This window comes from Sporosarcina sp. GW1-11, assembly GCF_033088395.1.
Classification (GTDB): Bacteria; Bacillota; Bacilli; order Bacillales_A; family Planococcaceae; genus Sporosarcina.
The window spans coordinates 1-19,794 of sequence record NZ_JAPMIW010000018.1 but is presented as its reverse complement, the minus strand read 5'-3'; the positions used below and the strand labels follow the sequence as shown (position 1 = coordinate 19,794).

At 37.1% G+C, this 19,794-nt stretch carries 17 protein-coding genes and 1 pseudogene; 7 read left to right on the top strand and 11 right to left on the bottom strand.

Annotation, left to right across the window (positions count from 1 at the left end):
* Positions 1 to 24: 24 nt before the first annotated feature.
* On the bottom strand, positions 25 to 1,293 hold the full coding sequence (locus ORD22_RS11325; RefSeq protein WP_317646102.1) for a hypothetical protein: 1,269 nt from the start codon (positions 1,291 to 1,293) through the stop codon (positions 25 to 27).
* A 429-nt stretch (positions 1,294 to 1,722) separates the two neighbouring features.
* Between ORD22_RS11325 and ORD22_RS11320 the strand changes: the two genes are divergently transcribed.
* On the top strand, positions 1,723 to 2,274 hold the full coding sequence (locus ORD22_RS11320; protein WP_317646101.1) for a PepSY-associated TM helix domain-containing protein: 552 nt from the start codon (positions 1,723 to 1,725) through the stop codon (positions 2,272 to 2,274).
* Positions 2,275 to 2,528: 254 nt separating this feature from the next.
* On the opposite strand, the gene ORD22_RS11315 is transcribed toward ORD22_RS11320, so the two are convergent.
* The 3 genes and pseudogenes from ORD22_RS11315 to ORD22_RS11305 all read right to left on the bottom strand — a co-directional run bounded on the left by ORD22_RS11315 (position 2,529) and on the right by ORD22_RS11305 (position 4,810).
* A complete protein-coding gene (locus tag ORD22_RS11315) occupies positions 2,529 to 3,428 on the bottom strand; it encodes a diacylglycerol/lipid kinase family protein (protein WP_317646100.1) in 900 nt (299 codons plus the stop codon).
* 176 nt (positions 3,429 to 3,604) lie between these two features.
* A pseudogene (locus tag ORD22_RS11310) lies at positions 3,605 to 3,945 on the bottom strand (transposase); the annotation flags it as partial.
* Between the two features lie 226 nt (positions 3,946 to 4,171).
* Complete coding sequence (locus tag ORD22_RS11305) at positions 4,172 to 4,810, bottom strand: hypothetical protein (protein WP_317646099.1); 639 nt, start codon at positions 4,808 to 4,810, stop codon at positions 4,172 to 4,174.
* A 250-nt stretch (positions 4,811 to 5,060) separates the two neighbouring features.
* On the opposite strand from ORD22_RS11305, the gene ORD22_RS11300 reads away from it, so the two are divergent.
* From ORD22_RS11300 to nadB, 3 genes are all read left to right on the top strand, one after another.
* Entirely contained in the window at positions 5,061 to 6,770 is a 1,710-nt protein-coding gene (locus ORD22_RS11300) for an RNA-binding domain-containing protein (RefSeq protein WP_317646098.1), read from the top strand.
* Positions 6,771 to 7,485: 715 nt separating this feature from the next.
* Positions 7,486 to 8,370: a DMT family transporter gene (locus ORD22_RS11295; protein ID WP_317646097.1), complete on the top strand. Its 885-nt coding sequence runs from the start codon at positions 7,486 to 7,488 to the stop codon at positions 8,368 to 8,370.
* 243 nt (positions 8,371 to 8,613) lie between these two features.
* Complete coding sequence (nadB, locus tag ORD22_RS11290; RefSeq protein WP_317646096.1) at positions 8,614 to 10,155, top strand: L-aspartate oxidase; 1,542 nt, start codon at positions 8,614 to 8,616, stop codon at positions 10,153 to 10,155.
* Positions 10,156 to 10,240: 85 nt separating this feature from the next.
* Here nadB and gshAB read toward each other — a convergent pair whose 3' ends face one another.
* The 3 genes from gshAB to ORD22_RS11275 form a co-directional block, all read right to left on the bottom strand.
* Positions 10,241 to 12,508 carry a bifunctional glutamate--cysteine ligase GshA/glutathione synthetase GshB gene (gshAB, locus tag ORD22_RS11285; RefSeq protein ID WP_317646095.1) on the bottom strand — a complete coding sequence of 756 codons (2,268 nt, stop codon included), beginning with the start codon at positions 12,506 to 12,508 and terminating at the stop codon, positions 10,241 to 10,243.
* 229 nt (positions 12,509 to 12,737) lie between these two features.
* Entirely contained in the window at positions 12,738 to 13,574 is an 837-nt protein-coding gene (gene fghA, locus ORD22_RS11280; RefSeq protein ID WP_317646094.1) for an S-formylglutathione hydrolase, read from the bottom strand.
* Between the two features lie 4 nt (positions 13,575 to 13,578).
* A complete protein-coding gene (locus tag ORD22_RS11275) occupies positions 13,579 to 14,694 on the bottom strand; it encodes an S-(hydroxymethyl)glutathione dehydrogenase/class III alcohol dehydrogenase (protein WP_317646093.1) in 1,116 nt (371 codons plus the stop codon).
* A 125-nt stretch (positions 14,695 to 14,819) separates the two neighbouring features.
* On the opposite strand from ORD22_RS11275, the gene ORD22_RS11270 reads away from it, so the two are divergent.
* Together ORD22_RS11270 and ORD22_RS11265 are read left to right on the top strand one after the other, a co-directional pair.
* Complete coding sequence (locus ORD22_RS11270) at positions 14,820 to 15,191, top strand: winged helix-turn-helix transcriptional regulator (protein WP_317646092.1); 372 nt, start codon at positions 14,820 to 14,822, stop codon at positions 15,189 to 15,191.
* 22 nt (positions 15,192 to 15,213) lie between these two features.
* Positions 15,214 to 15,879, top strand: coding sequence for a peptidylprolyl isomerase (locus ORD22_RS11265; RefSeq protein ID WP_317646091.1), 666 nt, complete (start codon positions 15,214 to 15,216; stop codon positions 15,877 to 15,879).
* A 77-nt stretch (positions 15,880 to 15,956) separates the two neighbouring features.
* Here ORD22_RS11265 and ORD22_RS11260 read toward each other — a convergent pair whose 3' ends face one another.
* From ORD22_RS11260 to ORD22_RS11250, 3 genes are all read right to left on the bottom strand, one after another.
* Positions 15,957 to 16,217 (bottom strand): GGDEF domain-containing protein, encoded by a 261-nt coding sequence (locus tag ORD22_RS11260; protein WP_317646090.1) that lies wholly within the window; start codon positions 16,215 to 16,217, stop codon positions 15,957 to 15,959.
* A 277-nt stretch (positions 16,218 to 16,494) separates the two neighbouring features.
* Positions 16,495 to 17,316 (bottom strand): DUF817 domain-containing protein, encoded by an 822-nt coding sequence (locus ORD22_RS11255; RefSeq protein WP_317646089.1) that lies wholly within the window; start codon positions 17,314 to 17,316, stop codon positions 16,495 to 16,497.
* Between the two features lie 234 nt (positions 17,317 to 17,550).
* Positions 17,551 to 17,730, bottom strand: a complete 180-nt coding sequence (locus ORD22_RS11250) for a hypothetical protein (RefSeq protein ID WP_317646088.1) — start codon at positions 17,728 to 17,730, stop codon at positions 17,551 to 17,553.
* A gap of 350 nt (positions 17,731 to 18,080) precedes the next feature.
* Here ORD22_RS11250 and ORD22_RS11245 point away from each other — a divergent pair, with 350 nt between their 5' ends.
* Positions 18,081 to 18,698, top strand: coding sequence for an NUDIX hydrolase (locus ORD22_RS11245; protein ID WP_317646087.1), 618 nt, complete (start codon positions 18,081 to 18,083; stop codon positions 18,696 to 18,698).
* Positions 18,699 to 18,785: 87 nt separating this feature from the next.
* Here ORD22_RS11245 and ORD22_RS11240 read toward each other — a convergent pair whose 3' ends face one another.
* Positions 18,786 to 18,911 carry a hypothetical protein gene (locus ORD22_RS11240; protein WP_317646086.1) on the bottom strand — a complete coding sequence of 42 codons (126 nt, stop codon included), beginning with the start codon at positions 18,909 to 18,911 and terminating at the stop codon, positions 18,786 to 18,788.
* Between the last annotated feature and the right edge of the window lie 883 nt (positions 18,912 to 19,794).

The window sequence follows — 19,794 nt, the reverse complement described above, 5'->3', positions numbered from 1 at the left end:
TGGATGGCCATTTTATGAATTTTGCTATCTATTTCTTTCTTCGTCATTATCTCGAACACCATTTTTCAAATCTACACTATAACGAGTCGATAATTTATTTTTTTCACCAGGAATAAACTCGACTTTAATAATTTCGCTCTCATCAAATAATCTAATCTTTTCTTTAATCCTTTCTGGATTCTTTACTTTTATATCTTCTATTGTGTATGACATATTAACATTATTTATTTCCGCCCCGAAAAGATTGATATTTAGTTGATCGGAAGAATCTGCAGTGATCTTAATAGATTTTTCTTCTGCATCATCAATTAACCTTTTTAATCCATCTATACCATTAAAGGTTGCGTTGAAATTCTTAAGACCTGTAACTACTTCCTTTTCCTCCATGATCGCTTTTAAAATTTCAAACTTCCTAAAATCCTCATCTTTCATGTTGTCGGGAAGATGGAATTTTACACAAAAATAATGTTCCATTAATCGTAGATCATTTAATAGTGACAGTCTTTCATCGACGGTTTTAGCGTCGTAATCCGTATCTAAAGTGGAAGGTTGGGCTTCGAAAAAATTTACTCCCTTCTCCAAGTCAGATAAAATCATATTCCCATTGCTAATAGAACACTTCAAGAAGGTTAGGAATATTATTTCCGCCATAACGGTCCTTTCAAAGCTTTCCCTAATCTTAAAATTCATGTCGATGTCAAATCGGTTAATTGTCGGATCACTGTTGGAAAGGTTTTTAAATATAAGGGAGAAAAGCACAGGTGAATCTTTTTGATGTTCGTTGCTGATCACCGCAATACTATCCATTCTATTAATCTTGGTTGTTCTTAATTCCATATAGTCGATAATGACGTTATCTTCAACCCTAGTGGATACTAATTTTGCCCTAATCGGGGGTGGTAAGGGGGCAGGGAGCATGTACCAATCCCCTTCCTTAATAGCATTTTGTTCTAAGGAAAGCGGATCTATTATTTTTTTCTTTCCAATCCATGTCTCAATGTATTTTACATCTATTTGAACCTTTTCTTGTCTAACATGCTTTCGACTTAAAAACTCATTAATGGTTTCTCCTAATTTCATGTCCTTGTCAATAATAGAGAATCTTCCCCTATACTTAATTGGGTATTGTTTTGCTACTTCCGCATTTAGTGGCTGATGTTCAAAAACAATCTTGGATCCCAATTCAGTAGGTTTATAGGTATATAAGGGATGGAGCGGATGTATTTCTTCTATTTGTTTAAATACCTCTGCGAATTCATCGGCTGCCTCCTGCCTTTTCCCGCTTTTAATCAAATATGAAATACGCTCTCTGGCACTGTTGATGATTGTTACTTGATTGTTGTTCGAATTACTAAATGCAATTTGATTAAGCCCATTACTTTAGAGTTTTGTTATAAGAAAAAATTCGAAATAACCTCTCAATAACTTCACACATGTAATGTATTATTTTGCTAATGAGTTTTATGGGGGTGAAAAGTCATTAATAATTGAACGAATAACGAACTAAATATTGTTCGGATAAGTAAAACGCATAGGCTTAAAAAGGTGGTGTTTAGTATTCAAAAAGATTTAATTACAGTGGCATTCTGATTACTATTGATCTTATTTTTTCCTGTTTTTTCAAATGCACAAGAACAATCTATTCAACAGCTTTATTTCAACTATAATTCTCAAAGCAAAAATATATGAATAAATATGGACTAAGAAATGAGGAAAGTATATATGTTTAGAAGATCAGTCTTAAACTTACACTTATATATTGGGTTAATTTTAAGTGTAACAATTTTAATGTTATCGGTTACAGGATTTTATTTAAATCATCAGCATGGGTGGTTTCATAAACAAAATGTCCATTATTTACATCCTGATTACGATGAAATAGCTGAAAATGCTAATAATTTAGCAAAACAAGGTGAAAAAACTGTGCCTGAAGCTGTTGAAATAGCAACAGCTTCGGAATTGTTTTCTATTTCAGACATTATGAGTGTTAACTATGCATCTCATGGTTTAGGCTATTTTTATTATGTACATTTAAATGACGATAGAGGAACAATTGTAGTCGTAACTGAGAAAGGAGAGGTTGCTAAGTCATACAGTGACTCGACTATTAAAAAATGGATGTATGACTTACATGTAGGAATAGTTGATGGTTTTAAGTTTGTATTTATAAATGATATTACTACTTTTGGTATTATCTTCCTAACTATATCTGGTATCATTTTGTCAATTCGGATATTAAAGAGTAAAGTGAAAAGAGCGAGAAAAAAATCTTGAATATTTACGGCAAGTAAAGAATTGCTATGAGGAAAATCAAAAACACTTTATAAATCCATGTAAATTATGTATCGGTATAATAAATTTAAGTAAGAGAAGACACTACCGTCGCAAAATATTCTTTCTACTATTTTTGGCTAGTAAGAAAAAACAAAGACAGCTGAACAGAGACAGCAAACATTCATTTTTTGACTATACCTTTTTAGTCTACCTCAATATTTTTATGCGACGGTAGTGAGCTATTTTAAGGTTAATTAAGCTTTATTTGAAACGATTGTTATATGTTGGTGGAGAACTTTTAAGTCGAGAGGTAGATCTGGTCCTTGTTCACCGTCTATATCACTTTCTTGTGTCTCACCGGCAGAAGTTGTTATCTTGACCTGTCTTGTTTTAAAGTATTGAACGTTTTCTGATTCTTTTAATTTTCCCATCACGATTGAAGGGGTCATCTTCGCAAGCTCGGTTAAGTTAAGGTGTTTAAACGCGAAGATATGAAAGTTGCCGTCTCCATTTTCGACTTCGTTTACAATTGTTTTGATACCGCCTAAAGAGTCTATGAGGGAAATTAGGACAACCGATACGTCACCTTCCCATGTGTTTTCTTCCATCTCAAACTTAATCGGAAAAGGTTGGTCATCTATTATTTCTTTCCCAATTGCTTTCAAGTAAGCAAGTGATCCAATTTTAGATTTTTCTTCACTGTCGACCTGATGAATTGCTTTAGCAGCACTTCCAATACCTAAAATATTTGTAAAATAAATATTGTCGTTAGTCAATCCAATATCAATTTTTGTTTCAGTACCTGAGACCAGCAATTTAATCGCGTCAACAGGTTTTATTGGAATGTTTAATGAACGAGCAAGATCATTCACTGTGCCCATTGGAATGATTCCAAGTTTTGGTGGGTTATTAAATGGAGCGAGTCCATTGACAGTTTCATTTACAGTTCCGTCTCCACCGAGTGAAACAACGAAGTCATAGTTATTTTCTGCAGCTTCTTTTGCAAAGCGTGTCGCGTCACCTTCATCCTCCGTATACTTCACAGTGATTTCACTGTATGTATCTTGGATTGTTTCTCTAATTTGTTCTTCATATTCTGTTGCTTGTTCTTTCCCTGAGGAAGGATTAATAATGACTAATGCTGATTTCTTCAAATTGTTCTCTCCTTTCATTCTGGTAATTAACTATCTATTACCTTTTAGTATCTATTTAAATCATTTTTCATGAAATAATGATCATTAGAAGAATGATGTATATGATTATTGGCATGATATTACTGAATAATCTTCAGTTAATTGTACCTGTTGTGTTTATTTATCGTTTGGTAAAAACGGTGTGAAATCGATGTACTAATGTTAAAGCGGCCTCTCGTTTCACGCGGCTTTGGACGCTTACCTTTTTGACGAAGTACTGTAATAGGCACCTCTAATAAACCGTCATATCCAACGATAAATAGTTTTGAAACTGAGGGCAGCTTGATACAAACGCCCGATAATTTTTTTCAGGCGACCAGGTTTTCTCTAGTTGGTTCTCGATTACTTCCTTTAATTCACGTGAGATGGTTGAAGGCGCACGATGAAGCAGTTTTGCATTTTCACGAATAGAGTAATCAAGCTTTAATAAAGTCTCTATTTTCACTTGATCAGATATAGTAAGGTATGTATAGCTCATAATGATCTCCCTCGTTTAAATGTTGTTGTAGTAACTACATTTTACACGAGATTATTATAGGTTTCTTTTATTTTTCATTAGGTGTAGCACTTAATATTACAATTCGTCCGATATAAAAACCGTATTTAGTTAGGTCACGAGAAAACGTACCATAAATAAGTGAGGTTTATAAAATAGACCACCTAGAACGTTGGTATGACAACGATTTAGGTGGTTAATATTTAATTTAGTCATGAAATTTGTAATGTTTAAATGCTTGAACAGGAGGCTTGCACTTTTCAAAGATATCGGGGTCATGGTAGGGAGGGTCTAATTGACTTAGATCAAAGGAATCATCTGTACATGATATATATAAACTATAACCTTCTTCATCTTCAGGGAAAAACACTTCTTTTTTTTCGCCAAATTGAAGTGCTTGATCAATCGTATTTCTTAACCTTTGTAATGCTGCACGATTGCCAACGATAAAGGCATCACCATGCCAACTTGGCTGTCCATAAATGTGTAAGTATTCATCTTCCTCACTATATTTCATCGCCTTTTCAATTTCCTCAATTATTTTCAATGGCTCCTTCTCTGTAATAAAAATATCAGAATGGAAACCTTGAAATGCTTTTGATTTGAGATTATGTAAAAATACTTCTTTTACATCGCATTCTTGAACGAATAAATACATCTCTTCTTGAATTTCACTTGCATACAAATAGACATGAATTTGTTGATTGTCCTTTTGAAAAAGGAACTGTTTAAAAAATGGAGTTGAACAAATTTCTTCTACTAGTATAAAGCCCTTAGAGATGATTTTTTGGTTAGAAAAGGTTAAATAACTTTTTAGACTATGGCTATACCAATATAAATTACTCATACTTTACCTCCTAAAGTTTACAGTATTTTGGATTTTTGATTTGTCTGCCTTTTATGATAACAATATTAATTTGCTTATACTATAAGCCTTTATAGAAATAACCGCACTTAGATATATAACGATGAACCGTATCACAAGTAGATGAGGTTTTCTGCTTTACTGATGATTAATTGTTAATAAAGTTGAAAATAGCTGTGAAATGACAGTCTAGCTATGAGATTAGTTAGGCTGTTTTTATTGTATAGAGATTTTGGAAAATGTATCATTATTTGCTAATATAGAAGATAACAGAGAGTTCTTCGATGAAGGGATGATGTTATTGGATATTAGACAAATTATTAGGGTAGGAGAAACAAATACTGTTGAATTTAAAAGTTGGATAAAAACACCTAAATATAAGGACATGATTGCGTTATTAGTAAAAGAAGCTGTAGGACTTGCAAATACTAAGGGTGGAATCATACTAGTTGGAGTAGAAGATGATGGAGAAATTACAGGATGTACAAAATTCGATACTCAAAATATCATAGAAGCTATTTATGATAAGACAATACCAAAATTATTTACGGATATTGAAGTTATTGAATTGGGCGATAAAGAAATTTTAAGAATTATAGTTGAAAAGTCTTCAGAAATAACTTCAACTTCAAATGGTATTACATATAGAAGGCTTGGAAAGAATACGAAGCCGTATTATCCTTCAGAATATAGTTCAAATAGAATAGAAGGTTTTAAGGGTGATTATTCAGCAAAAATTATTGAAAATTCTAGTGAAGAAGATGTAGATTTTGTTGAAGTAGAGAATTTAAAACGCAAATTACATTCAAGGGATAAAGACTCAACATTATACAATCTAGATGATTTAAGTTTCCTAAAAGATCTTGAATTGATTAAAGTTATAGATGATGAGATTAAATTGACTGTAGCCGGTGTTTTATTTGTAGGAACAGAAGCTGCAATTGTAAAATATTTACCGCAAGCAGAAATACTAGTTTTAAGTTATAAAGAAGGAAAAACGGAGTATCATAAGAGATTAGATTTAAAAGTACCACTAGTGAGAGCAATAGATAGAATTCACCAAGTATTTGAGGACCGTAATAGTATTGAAAATATTCAAGTTGGTTTATTTAAATTAGAAGTTCAAGACTATCCAATCAATGTTTTCCAAGAAGCTTTATTAAATGCCATAACACATAGAGATTATGAAAATACATCTTCAATTATTATTAAATTTTATCCGACTGAAATTATTATAGAAAACCCTGGATCTTTCCCTGAAGGTATAGATAGTAATAATATTATTAGCCATCCTTCTACACCAAGGAATAAGTTAATAGCTGAGATATTTCAGAAGTTAAAATATGTTCAGAGATCTGGTCAAGGTGTAGATATTATTTTTAAGGATATGCTAGCTTTAGGCAAATCTGCTCCAGATTATACTTTATATAATAATGCTGTAAAATTAATTTTACGCAGTAGTTTAGAGGACGTTGAGTTTCTAAAGTTCATTACTAAGGAAGAAGAACTTTTAGGTGAATTTACAGTTCAGGAAATCTGTATTTTAAAATATATCAAAGAAAATAAAACAATTACACTTTCAAAAGCTGCTGAAGTTGCACAAATTAATAAGCAATCAGTAACTACAGTGCTGAATAACCTATGTCAAAGGAAAAATATACTCCAGAGAGAAAAAAGAAATAGCTATATGTTTACTCATCGTGTGTATGCTGAATTTGAGGATCAAATTGAATATATAAAGGATAAAGATTTTGATGAGATTCAGGCTGAAGTGATGATTGTTGACTATTTAAAGAAAAACGATTATATAACAAGATCTGATGTAGAAATTTTATGTGGTTTTTCATCAACTAGTAGTAAAAGGGTTTTGCAAAAGCTAAGAGCTCAAGAACAAATAGAATTGGTAGGGAAGGGGAAAGCTAGTAAATATATATTAAAGTAATCGATGGACCGAATCCCAAGGTTTGGACCGATTGGTGGACCGAATCTCAAGGTTTGGACCGATTGGTGGACCGAATCCCAAGGTTTGGACTGATTGGTGGACCGAATCCCAAGGTTTGGACCGATTGGTGGACCGAATCCCAAGGTTTGGACCGATTGGTGGACCGAATCCCAAGGTTTGGACCGATTGGTGGACCGAATCTCAAGGTTTGGACCGATTGGTGGACCGAATCGAGAAATAAAAACTGCATTTAGACCAGTTACGATGAACCGTATCATAAGTAATTACAGCTTTCTCAAATATGTATGTGTAACAGTAGACATTTAATAGATTGGAAAACTAGTCTTTTAGAGGATATTAGATATAACCTTTTATAATTAGAAGCTGTAACAGACGAGTATAAAGAATTATACTCGTCTGTTACGGCTTTATTATTGATTGGAGTACGTGTAAGTACTTGAATTTAAGAAAGGATAGACCCCAATCTAAATACGGAATATAGTTTTTGCCGGCTGGCAGGGATAATAAATGATGTAAATCTTTTGCTCTTATTCCCACTTAATATGGCTATTTCCTCTTCCTTTGTTTTAATCCTCTAAAATGGGACCATCCTACAATTTAGTAAGTGGATACATCCAAACAAAAATGTATACGAAAAGTCTGAGTACGTATAGAATAGGACAGTTAGCACTTTGTTATAGAAAGGGTGATATATATGTTAAAAGCATATGCTTGGCTAACTCTTTGTGTAATGGTGTGGGGCAGCAATTTTGTATTTGGAAAGATGTTAGTCCAAGACTTTTCCCCGGCTCTCTTAACCACGCTCAGACTTTTGTTTATTGTACTATTTTTAATTGGATTATCCTCATATAAACTACACTTTAAACGAGTAAATACATCCGATGTACTGGCGGTCTTTTTTCTAGGGGTTATTGGCGTCTTTATAAACCAGTGGTCATTTTTTGCAGGATTAGAAACAGCTGATCCAACAACATCTGCATTAATTTTGGCAACTACCCCTATTTTAACTGGCGTATTAGCTGGCATTTTTTTGAAAGAGAAATTAACAATTCGTATGTTAATGGGGTCTATTGTTGCGATAATAGGTATATATTTTGTTGTAGCAAAAGGCGATTTATCTTCTTTACATATTGATAAAGGTTTATTATGGATTGTTGTAACAATGATTACATTTGCCATTCTGATTATCATGACGAGGCTTCTTTCCAATAGAATGGATCCACTTACCATTACTTTATACTCGAATGTTGTAGGATTAATTGTATCGATTCCTTTTGTCTTTTTACTTGATACTCCCGTACGTGCAAGCTCTAAGGTTTCCGATTGGTTTTTTCTGATTGTAACTGCCGTTGTTGTACACGGTATAGCAATGTTGATTTGGAATAACAATATTAGACATGTGGATGCTTCAAAGGCTTCCATATTATCTAATTTAGAACCTTTTGTAGCAATGATAATGGGCTTGATATTGCTATACAAACCAATAACCGGAGCAGAAATTTTAGGATCGCTATTTATAGTAGGAGGAGTGGTACTATCCACTTACCAGCGAAAAAGGCTAATTAGCCGATTGAATTAGCAAGACATATATCGAGAAAATTTTGAAATACCCTAAATATAAGAATCACTATTGATATGTACTTCTAAAATTAAAATATAATAATTAGATTGATGGAGTTGGCCAGTTACAGGCTAACTCCATTCTTTATTGATGGTTCCGAAATTGAAAATAGTATCTTTTGAATGAAAAATGTTGTTTTTAATTTAAATATGTGTAAATATAGGTGTCAAGACAGTCGTTAACTTTGGGAGGCTTTACATCATGGAATGGAATGACGTTCTTATTATTGGCAGTGGGGTTGCAGCACTACAGCTAGCCACGTTACTTAGTAGTGATAAAAATGTAAGGATTCTCACAAAATCACATATAAAGAATGCAAATTCCTATTTGGCACAAGGCGGGATTGCCGCTGCCATTGGGGTTGGGGACGATCCATCCAAGCATTACGCTGATACTCTTGAGGCAGGTAGATTTCATAATAATGAAGAATCTGTTCGTGAAATATTAAACGAAGCGCCCAAGTTGATTGGCGACCTTTCTAACGAAGCTCCTATTTTCGACCAAGACACAAATGGAAATATATTACTTGGACTAGAAGGAGCCCATAGTGAAAATAGAATTGTTCATTGTGGCGGCGATGCAACAGGGAAAAATGTCATAGAGTACTTGATTAGCAACCTAAAAGAAAATATAAAGGTCGAAGAGAACGTCTTTGCCTACGAATTAATCATCGATCAAATGCAAGAGCGGTGTATTGGTGTAAAAGCTAAAAATCCGGACGGAACAATCTGTACTTTTTATGGCGGTTATGTGATTCTTGCGACAGGTGGTTGTGGGCAAGTATATTCCTTTACTTCAAGTGCCCCAACTGTAACAGGTGATGGGGTTGCTATGGCTTACCTGGCAGGAGCTGAAATTGTAGATATGGAATTTATTCAATTCCATCCAACACTTTTGTATAAGAATGGAGAAACACAAGGCTTAATTTCCGAGGCGGTTCGTGGGGAAGGGGCCATTTTAGTTACTGAAGATGGAACTCCCATCATGGAGGGCGTCCATCCTTTAAAAGATCTAGGTCCTAGACACATTGTATCTCAGACAATATTTAATTATATCGAAAGCGGCCATAAAGTATATTTGGATATTAAAAATATTAAGGACTTTGAAAAGAAGTTCCCATCCATTACAGCGATTTGCCAGAAAAACGGAGTAAGTTTGTCGGAAGGGAGAATTCCGGTTGCACCTGGTAGTCACTTCTTAATGGGGGGTATCAAAACAGATTTAGTTGGCCGTACTTCGATAAATGGACTATTCGCCATAGGGGAGGTAGCGTGTACAGGTCTTCATGGTGCAAATCGCTTAGCTAGTAATTCATTTTTAGAAGGGCTTTATCAAGGAAAAAAACTATCCCATTGGATTAATACTAATTCAAGGAAAGAGCACTTCCCAGAGTCACCCAGTGCTGTTCCTTTCATTCAAGAGAAAAGTATCACTCTTCCGGATGTCCAGGTGTTAAAGGATCGGATGATGAAAGGTGTCGGAATTGTTCGTTCTAAAGAGCTTTTAGAAGAACAGAATAATTGGCTGGAGCAGTTACATGTAAATGATTTAACGGAGTTTGACTGTTATTCTATTCGAGATATTGAAGCAATTTTTATGTATATTACGGCTACTCTGATTACGAAAGCAGCATTATGCAGGACCGAAAGCCGCGGTGGTCACTTTAGAGATGATTTTCCATATGAAGATGATAAGAACTGGTATAAAAAAGTGATTATTCATAAACGCAAAGTGGAAGTTTGAAGTAAAGTTTAAAAGGTCCACTAGCTTCACTATGTAAGTGAAGCTAGTGGACCTTTTTTATATACAATACTGAACCTTATATCTATTAAAGCTGCTTTAGTTCAGGGAATAAGTAATACAATATTTCCATCGTCAGGCGTCTAGATTTCCCTTTATACGGATAGATATGCATATACATCGATGGATTAAAGTTTGCTTCAATAATTCCGTAAGCACCCGGCGTTGCTGCAGGAATATCGATATCCTCAATAATTAAATCGATACCGCTAATTTTAGCTCCAAGTGCGGCAACCGCATCCACAGCTATTTTTTTGTAATCCTCGGAAATTTGATCCGTCACATCAATGGAATCTCCACCAGTACTGACGTTAGAGTTCTCACGTAAATAGACAATTTCACCGTCTTTTGGAATTGAATCTAGCTGATAGCCTTGGCCTTTGAGCATCAGAACCTCCAATTCACCTAGTTGTATAAGTTCCAAAGGTGTACGGTGATCCGTTCCTCGTAACGGATCACGATTCTTTTCCGTGACTAATTCTTTGATGGTGTGCTTGCCGTCACCCGTTATGTTCGCAGGCACGCGTAACATCACTGCTAGGACCTTGTCATGCAACACAAAGAATCTGTATTCTGTACCATTCAGGAACTCTTCTACTAAGATGGAGGAATCTTCATCGAATGCAATTTTGGTAGCCTGTTCATAATCTTCGTAGCTTGCGCCATCTTTAAAAATTGATATCCCTAATCCATAGTTCGTTGTCTTCGGCTTTACTACAAAAGGTGTCTTGGCAAATAGTTTATACGCACGTAAAGCTGCTTCAATACTATTAAATTCATCACCTAGCGGAACGCGGTAACCTTCTTGATGGAGAATTTTCTTCGTGACCGTTTTATTCTCCATAATTAAAGTCGAAACATAGGTGTCCTTACTCGTCATATTACCATTTTTCACAAATTCAACATGATCATGCAATGTCAGTTTCAAAAACTGATCTTGGCGATCCAAAATCTCTATTTGAATCCCTTGTTGAATCGCGTCTTGTAATAAAATCTGCGTTGATAACTCCATATCAGTGAATCCTGTTAACTCATACGGTTTCTTCCACAACTTTGTATAATTTTTCTTGGCAAGTTCTACAGCCACTTGACTTTGACTACTTTTTTGACTCTCTGTATACAGTCTACCGGCTAACGTCTTGCTTGGATCTGCTAGCATATCTCTCAGATTGCTGAATAATGACTCGGAAACAGGTACATCCAATTCTTTTGACAGCTTTTCCATTCCTTCAACTAACTTATAAGCTTCTGCTTCAAATTGTGTATGTGTTAATGGATGCTCAAGCGCTACGATATCATTGTACTCGTTACCCTTATTTCCCCATTCATCACTTTGTGGGTCTTCATCTTTCGACAGCAGATATAGCAAGAACATATGCAAGAACTCTGCTTGTTCATAGCTGATGCCGTTTGTTTCAAAAGGATTTAGGTCAATATTGCGTAATTCTACATAACGGACGCCTTGGTTTACAAAATCCGCCACATGGTTGCTACCACGTAAACGGATAGCTGAGTAAAATTCTTTTTCTTCCACTAGCAAGCCTTTATTCACCATAGAAGTCAAGTCTTCGATATGTTTCTGTATCGTGCTGAATGATACAGAAACATCATCGTGATTCGTATAACCAAATCTACTGCTTCTGATGCTTCTTACTGGCTCATTCGGCTTGTCATTGCACCCGTAAAAGTTCTGTTCACTAGTAGGGGAGGCACCGTAAAAATATGTAACCAGCCAACGATAATGCAAGTAGTTTCGGGTAAGTTTTAAGTAGATTTCTGTTTTAAACTGTCGATAGTCTGTGATCTCCGATTGTAATTCAAACAAAGCCCGAAGTAATTGATCGTCAAATTCAAAGTTGAAATGAATGCCACAAATCATTTGTTTACGACGTCCGTATGAATTCGACAAAGATCGACGATAGAGAACATTTTCAGGATTTTTCAACTTCGCAATGACAATATCTTCTTCTTTTTCTGGTAATGCTGGGGGCATGCTTAACGGCCACAGCATTTCATGTTCACCCATTGAACGATGTGCAACGTCATGAATACCTGATAGGTAATTAAACAGTTCATCTAGTGTATCTAAAACAGGAGTGATTAGTTCCATTTGTGTTTCTGCAAAGTCCCGCTGAATATACGGGTGTTCGTCTTGAATCGATAGGCTTGTCGGATGATCTGTCTTTGCTAAGTTTCCTGATAAATCGACACGTTGACCTTCTTTTTCAATGCCATACCGGGCTTTTAATAAATATGGCTTCACTCGGTCATTGCTTAACATACTTTTCAAATCCATAGTAATTATACCTCCTAATTAACGTGTCTTTTTAGATAGTAGACGGTAGTAAATAAAAATATCCACATTGCAATCAATGTGGATATTTCAACTCTAAACAAAAGTAAGGGAGTGGGAAGTATCCCGTTAGTATGCATTTCAAGCTACGCCTCTTTAAGAAGCGCCCCCTGAAGTGAAAATCCCCTTGTACACATTTCGTTACCTATCTTTTATCTACGCTTCGAATTTTTTATTTTACAAGATGCTTTATATGGAAAGCGAAGTGTTCTTCTAAGAAAGTAGAGATGAAGAAATAGCTATGGTCATAGCCTTCTTCTTGCTTGTACTCGACCGCTTGATCCTTCGCTCGTGCATTTTCTAAGAACATCGTTTCGTCTAACTGGTTCGGATAAAAGTCATCCGCAGTTCCTTGCGTAATAAGAATCGGTGGAATGTTTGCTCCTTTGACTAGCTTCGAAGCATCCCATTCTTTCCATGAATCTTGATCTTCTCCTAGGTAAGCTGTGAATGCTTTGATACCCCAAGGAACACGGCTAGGACTTAAAATAGGGGAGAAGGCAGAAATTGCTTTGTATCTCTCCGCATTTTTCAAGCCGATCATCAATGCACCGTGACCGCCCATAGAATGGCCCATAATACTTTCTAATCCGGAAAAATTAGGTACTAAACTGGACGCGATGTCGCTTAATTCCTCGGTCAGATACGTATACATCTGATAATTTTTAGCCCAAGGTTCTTGCGTTGCATTGATATAGAAACTAGCACCTTTTCCAAGATCCCATGCTTCGTCATCTGCAACTTGTTCTCCACGTGGGGAAGTGTCTGGAATGATCACAGCTACTTGATATTTATTAGCCAAACTTTGAAATCCGCTTTTTTGACTGAAATTATCATCAGTACATGTTAATCCAGATAGCCACCAAATAAGAGGGATTTTTTTATTTTCTTCATTGGACGGTAAGTAGATACTAAATGTCATCTCACATTGTAGGACTTCTGAATAATGGTTGTACTTACACTGTTGTCCGCCAAAAGAGCGTCGTTGCTCTATGCGCTTTAGACTCATGATCTCACTCTCCATATGTTAATATTGAACGAATGGACTCACCTTTATGCAGTAAATCGAATGCTTCATTGATGTCTGTAAAGTTTAGTTGATGGGTAATGAATGAATCTAAATCAATCTTACCATTTTTAAACTCTTCAATCATGCCCGGCAACTCGGTTCTTCCTTTAACGCCGCCAAATGCGGATCCACGCCATACGCGACCTGTGACTAATTGGAATGGACGTGTGCTAATTTCTTTACCAGCACCCGCTACACCAATAATAATACTTTCTCCCCAACCTTTATGACAACATTCAAGTGCTGATCTCATCACTTCAACATTCCCGATACATTCGAAACTATAGTCAACTCCACCATCTGTCATGTCCACGATGACTTCTTGGATTGGCTTATCAAATTTGGAAGGGTTGATACAGTCAGTTGCACCCATCTTTTTAGCTAATTCAAATTTATCTTCATTCAAATCAATGGCAATAATTCGGCTTGCCTTTGCTTGAGTCAGCCCTTGAATAACAGCTAATCCAATCGCTCCTAAACCAAATACAGCTGTTACAGCACCTTCTTCAACTTTCGCTGTGTTGTGTACAGCACCGATCCCTGTAGTCACACCACAACCAAATAGACATACTTTATCAAGTGGTGCATCTTCTTCAACTTTTACTAAAGAGATTTCAGATACCACGGTATATTCGCTAAATGTGCTTGTTCCCATATAGTGATAAATAGGCTCGCCATTGTAAGAGAAACGAGTTGTTCCATCAGGCATTAACCCTTTACCTTGCGTTTCACGGATTGCGCCACATAAATTTGTTTTACCAGAAAGACAGAATTTACACTTACCACATTCAGGTGTATACAGTGGAATGACGTGGTCTCCTGGCTTTACTGAAGTTACACCTTCACCAACAGAGACAACAACGCCTCCACCTTCGTGACCTAGTACGGTAGGAAATACGCCTTCTGGATCAGCGCCTGATAATGTGTAAGCATCTGTATGACAGACTGAAGTGTACAAAATCTTTACTAATACCTCACCTGCTTTTGGTTCCTCAACATCGATCTCTACAATTTTAAGTGGTTCTCCAGGTTTAAATGCAACGGCAGCTCTACTTTTCAAATGAAGCCCTTCTTTCTTTTATGTTTTATATTTACAATTCCATCATTACATACTACAATTTATCATGCAATACTGACTATCTTGTCACTATAGACATGAATAGTAATGGAAAGAGGTGAATAGTAATGGGAATTGAATATAAAGACAAAACGTATTTCACGAGTAAAGATTTAGCTTTATCTGTTATAGGCGGACGCTGGAAAATAGCACTTATCTGGTGCTTACTGCAAAAGTCGCCATTGCGTTTAAGTGAGATAGAGAAAAAACTTCCCGATGCCAACCAACGTATGCTTATTAGGCAACTAAGAGAATTAGAAGAGGATAAAATAATTACTAGATTTGTTTATCCTGTTGTCCCTCCAAAAGTGGAGTATCAACTAAGTGAGATTGGCCTTCTCTTGGAACCTGTTGTTACATCTATTTGTGATTGGGGTGACCAGTTTAGTGCCACGTTAGAAAAAGAAGCTAGTAATACAGAACCTGAACAAATAAACTAATGTTATAGAGGAGCTGAATCATATGTTCAAGCGCAAAGGGCTTTACTTATTACTCACTTTGACGGCACTTACACTCATTCTCGCAAGTTGCGGAACAACTACTGACAAAGAGCAAAAAGAGACGACAAAGGAACCGGCAGAAACTAGTAACTATTCATCTGAAGTAAAAGAAAATCCTATTGTTACAATTACAATGGAAAATGACGAAAAAATTATTATGGAACTAGAGCCTACTGTAGCACCTAACACGGTAGCAAATTTTATTTCACTGGTAGAAGAAGGTTATTATGACGGACTGATTTTCCATCGCGTCATTCCTGATTTCATGATTCAAGGAGGGGATCCTTCTGGAAATGGCTCTGGTGGACCGGGACATTCGATTGATGGAGAGTTTACGACGAATGGCTTTGAAAACAATTTACTGCATGAGCGTGGTGTAGTTTCAATGGCTCGCACGCAGGATCCAAATTCCGCAGGCTCGCAGTTTTTTATAATGGTTGCAGACACTGCCCAGCTTGACGGGGAGTATGCGGCGTTTGGCAAAGTGATTGAGGGGATGGACGTTGTCGATACAATTGTTGCTGCAGAACGTGACCCAATGGACAAGCCTTTAGATGATCAAAAGATGAAGAAGGTAGAAGTGGATACGAAAGGTTTTGACTATCCGGATCCCGTTGTGAATAGCTAATTGCGGGTAATGTAGCATCATAATATAAATACACAAAAAAGGATCCCACGCATATGTTGGGGTCCTTTCTTCGTACGTTATAATTTGATATACTCCACGCGATTTCTACCATTTTCTTTTGCTTTATATAATGCTTTATCACTTCGGGAAATCATTGAATTCAATGAATCACCAGGTACATACGAAGCAACACCGAAGCTAGCTGTCTTCTGACCTACTGTTAAGAAACAGTGGTCTGCCAATTGGAGACGCAATCTCTCTGCGAGTTGTAAAGCTTCTTCTAGTGATGTAGAAGGGCACACGACTAGGAATTCTTCCCCACCCCAACGCCCCAGCATTTAGCTTGAGCCAAATCGTGTCATCTGTATGCCGAAAAGACAAATACTTTTCTGTACTTGGAGCAAATGAAGTATCGAGTTCGACAGATAAAATATCGTCAATTGTAATATTATTCGTAGAGTCACGTAGAATATCATAGTAAGTCCCTAATCTGACTACGTTGATTTGTATTATTATAATATAGAATAAATTAAATTTTAATTAGTCGCTTTATCCTGATCAAGTGAATGATTTAATAGTATTGGTAGGCAATAAAACAATATTTTTTGTGTCTAGCTATGTAGTCATGTGACGATCTTTTTCTTTAATATGTTTTAAGATAGCAACAATTAGGAAACTAACAATGACTAATAGCAACCAAGAACTTAGCTTTCCTACACCAACAAGATGCCAAGTTTCTGCTTGATTTGGATATTTCCAAGCACCGAAGAATGTCGCGACATTTTCGGCAATCCATACGAAAAAACCGATAAGAATTAAGGAAAGTGCAAGGGGCATGCGATATCTAGTTCCGTTTACTGAATAAGTAACCCAGGAACGCCAAAAGATAATAAGTACGAATGCAGATAGCCACCACCGAATATCAATCCAATAATGGTGTGTAAAAAAGTTTAAGTAGATGGCAGATGCGAGTGGAACGACTATCCAAAGTGACGGCCACTTTAATAACGTGACGTCTAGTCTTCTCCATGCTTGGCATAAATAACTTGCGACACTGGCATACATGAATCCGCTGTACAGTGGAACACCTAGAATTTTAAAATAACCTTCCTCTGGGTACATCCAGGAGCCCATATGTACTTTGAATATCTCAAGGGCTAGTCCAATTAAGTGGAACAGTGTAATCACTTTTAATTCATCATGTGTTTCCAAGCCAGAACGTATCATCCACCACTGCGTCATTAGAAATATGATAAGTAACCAATCATAGCGTGGCAAGAAGGGGAGAGGTAAGACTTGTGTAAGAGCCAACGAGCTGAATATAACGACTGGAAACAGGCAAGAAAGTGCTTGTTGCCAGCCGAAGTGGACAAGCTGTTTGAAAGAGTTTAAGGATGTTACCGTTTGCGTGTGTTTGTGGAGTGTGTTTTGCTTCATATGTCACCGCCTATAATTTCATTTGTGGAAATTATTATGACGCTTCTTACCCTACCAAGGTTCATTGCCCGGGTAATAAATAGTTTCACGTGAAACAACGTTATTGTAAACTGATGGGATAAGATGCGAAAAGGGTGTTCCTAATTATATTTGGCATGTCTTTATTTAAGTTTCTATGAGTACATGACGATAATTTGGCTAGGCGCATCTGCATCATAGAAACCTGTTACCCGATCACCTTTTACGTATTACTACATGATCGACAAAATACGTAGTTGGCTTCACTATAAAGTTCACTATATCCCCATAGTCATTATCAACGGTAAGTACTTTGTAGCAACCAACTTCATTTTTTTGACCAATAAAAAAGTCATCAATCATCGTCACTATGCCATTAAAGTTAAAGAAATTCATCACATTACTCCCATCATTCATCTAAAGGGGCGTAACTATTAAAGTAGAACGACTGTTTTGAAATGAAAAACTGTCGGTATAGAAGACCAAATCGTTACACTGTCCACGTGCAACAACTCAGTGAACAGCAAGAATAAAGCTTGGAATTCCAATCGCTAGCGTTAGGAAAGACACTAGTGAATGGAAGTGGAACACATTCGACTAGAATGTAGAGTAACGGTATCTTTCCTACTCGTCTATTCTTTTTTAAGCTGAATTCACTCTATTATTAGGGTGGATTTTTTGCAATCTTTAATATTCAGGCATCTAATGTTACGATAAATACAAAACATTAAGACGGGGGAATTTTCATGGATCTGGATCAACTACAACATACATTATGTGAAAAGAAATCACTATTCATTGGAGAAGATACTGCGTTTCGTTCAGCTGTTATGATTCCTCTAGTTGAAGCAGAAGGGGAGTGGCATGTGCTATTTGAAGTTCGGTCACTTAAGATGAGAAAACAACCAGGAGACATTAGCTTTCCAGGTGGGCGAATCGATGTGACAGATGCTTCTCCTATGGCAGCTGCTTTACGAGAGACGCAAGAGGAACTCGGTATCGATCCGTCAACGGTCAAAATGATCGGTGAGCTAAGTCCGTATATTGCATCACCTTCATTTGTCGTTTATCCATTTGTGGCGGCCATAGATTATAATGAAATCATTCGTAGCTACAATAAAGATGAAGTGGAAGAAGTGTTCGCAATTCCGATGAAATGGTTGCTAGAGCATGAGCCGTATATGCACTTAGTGTCTATTGAAACAGCGCCGCCTGCGAACTTCCCATTCGAAAAGATTATGAATGGAGATCAATATCAGTGGCGTACACATTCGCTTGAAGAATGGTTTTATGAGTATGGAAACTATACCATTTGGGGATTGACTGCTAGAATTTTGAAGCATTTCATTGCGCTTGTGAAGTGAAGAAACGTAACGGATAGAATAGATGAAGTAGCGTTGATAAAAAGCTGACCTTTACTAACTTCAGCATTGGGAAATTTAGTCAGGGTTTCAGTTAGTTTTAGACATTTCAATCCATTTCTGTATGTAGAGAAGTAATTCATCACTGAACGCACTTCGGCGCTGGCGGATGGCTCCCGCGATGAGCCAGAAAGGAAGTGCACCTCTCTGTCTCATCGCTCCGCCTACCGCTTGTAAGGCGCCTTCGTTTAGTGGTGAAAGGTAAGTAGCATAGTACGTTGAAGTCAAAAAGTGAATTTTACTATGTACCAAAGCCTACTACACTGTACTCACCAGCGAAGGCACAACTGCGGGGTCGGCCGAAGCCATGAGACAACTAGCGCCTTTTGCTTGTTGGCTCATGGCGGGAGGCAATCCCCCACGTGCCGAAGCGGTGATAGAAAGCTGACCATCACTAATTTCAGTATCCTAAGAAAGTCGAGCAACGACACATTACATACTAGTAGTAAGTCCAAGACACATCAATACGCTTCTGTATTTAGAAATGTAATTCGTCACTGAACTCACTTCGGCGCTGGCGGATGGCTCCCGCGATGAGCCAGAAAGGAAGTGCACCTCTCTGTCTCATCGCTCCGCCTACCGCTTGTAAGGCGCCTTCGTTTAGTGGTGAAAGGTAAGTAGCATAGTACGTTGAAGTCTAAAAGTGAATTTTACTATGTACCAAAGCCTACTAAAACTACACTGTACTCACCAGCGAAGGCACAACTGCGGGGTCGGCCGAAGCCATGAGACAACTAGCGCCTTTTGCTTGTTGGCTCATGGCGGGAGGCAATCCCCCACGTGCCGAAGCGATGATAGGAAACCAACCTTTACTAACTTTAGTACCGTAAAAAAGTCGCGCTACGACACATTACAAACTAGTAGTAAGTTCAAGCCATATCGATCCGTTTTTGTATGTAGTGAAGTGATTCGTCACTGAACCCACTGCGGCGCTGGCGAATGGCTCCCACAATAAGCCAGATAGGAAGAGCGCCTATCCGTCTTATTGCTCCGCCTACCGCTTGTAAGGCGCCTTCGTTTAGTGTGGAAAAGCAAGTAG

Coding starts and splice junctions, on each gene's coding strand:
- ORD22_RS11320 (WP_317646101.1), top strand. CDS start 1,723: ATGTTTAGAAGATCAGTCTTAAACTTACACTTATATATTGGGTTAATT.
- ORD22_RS11305 (WP_317646099.1), bottom strand. CDS start 4,810: ATGAGTAATTTATATTGGTATAGCCATAGTCTAAAAAGTTATTTAACC.
- ORD22_RS11295 (WP_317646097.1), top strand. CDS start 7,486: ATGTTAAAAGCATATGCTTGGCTAACTCTTTGTGTAATGGTGTGGGGC.
- nadB (WP_317646096.1), top strand. CDS start 8,614: ATGGAATGGAATGACGTTCTTATTATTGGCAGTGGGGTTGCAGCACTA.
- gshAB (WP_317646095.1), bottom strand. CDS start 12,508: ATGGATTTGAAAAGTATGTTAAGCAATGACCGAGTGAAGCCATATTTA.
- fghA (WP_317646094.1), bottom strand. CDS start 13,574: ATGAGTCTAAAGCGCATAGAGCAACGACGCTCTTTTGGCGGACAACAG.
- ORD22_RS11270 (WP_317646092.1), top strand. CDS start 14,820: ATGGGAATTGAATATAAAGACAAAACGTATTTCACGAGTAAAGATTTA.
- ORD22_RS11265 (WP_317646091.1), top strand. CDS start 15,214: ATGTTCAAGCGCAAAGGGCTTTACTTATTACTCACTTTGACGGCACTT.
- ORD22_RS11260 (WP_317646090.1), bottom strand. CDS start 16,217: ATGCTGGGGCGTTGGGGTGGGGAAGAATTCCTAGTCGTGTGCCCTTCT.
- ORD22_RS11255 (WP_317646089.1), bottom strand. CDS start 17,316: ATGAAGCAAAACACACTCCACAAACACACGCAAACGGTAACATCCTTA.
- ORD22_RS11250 (WP_317646088.1), bottom strand. CDS start 17,730: ATGAATTTCTTTAACTTTAATGGCATAGTGACGATGATTGATGACTTT.
- ORD22_RS11245 (WP_317646087.1), top strand. CDS start 18,081: ATGGATCTGGATCAACTACAACATACATTATGTGAAAAGAAATCACTA.
- ORD22_RS11240 (WP_317646086.1), bottom strand. CDS start 18,911: ATGAGACAGAGAGGTGCACTTCCTTTCTGGCTCATCGCGGGAGCCATC.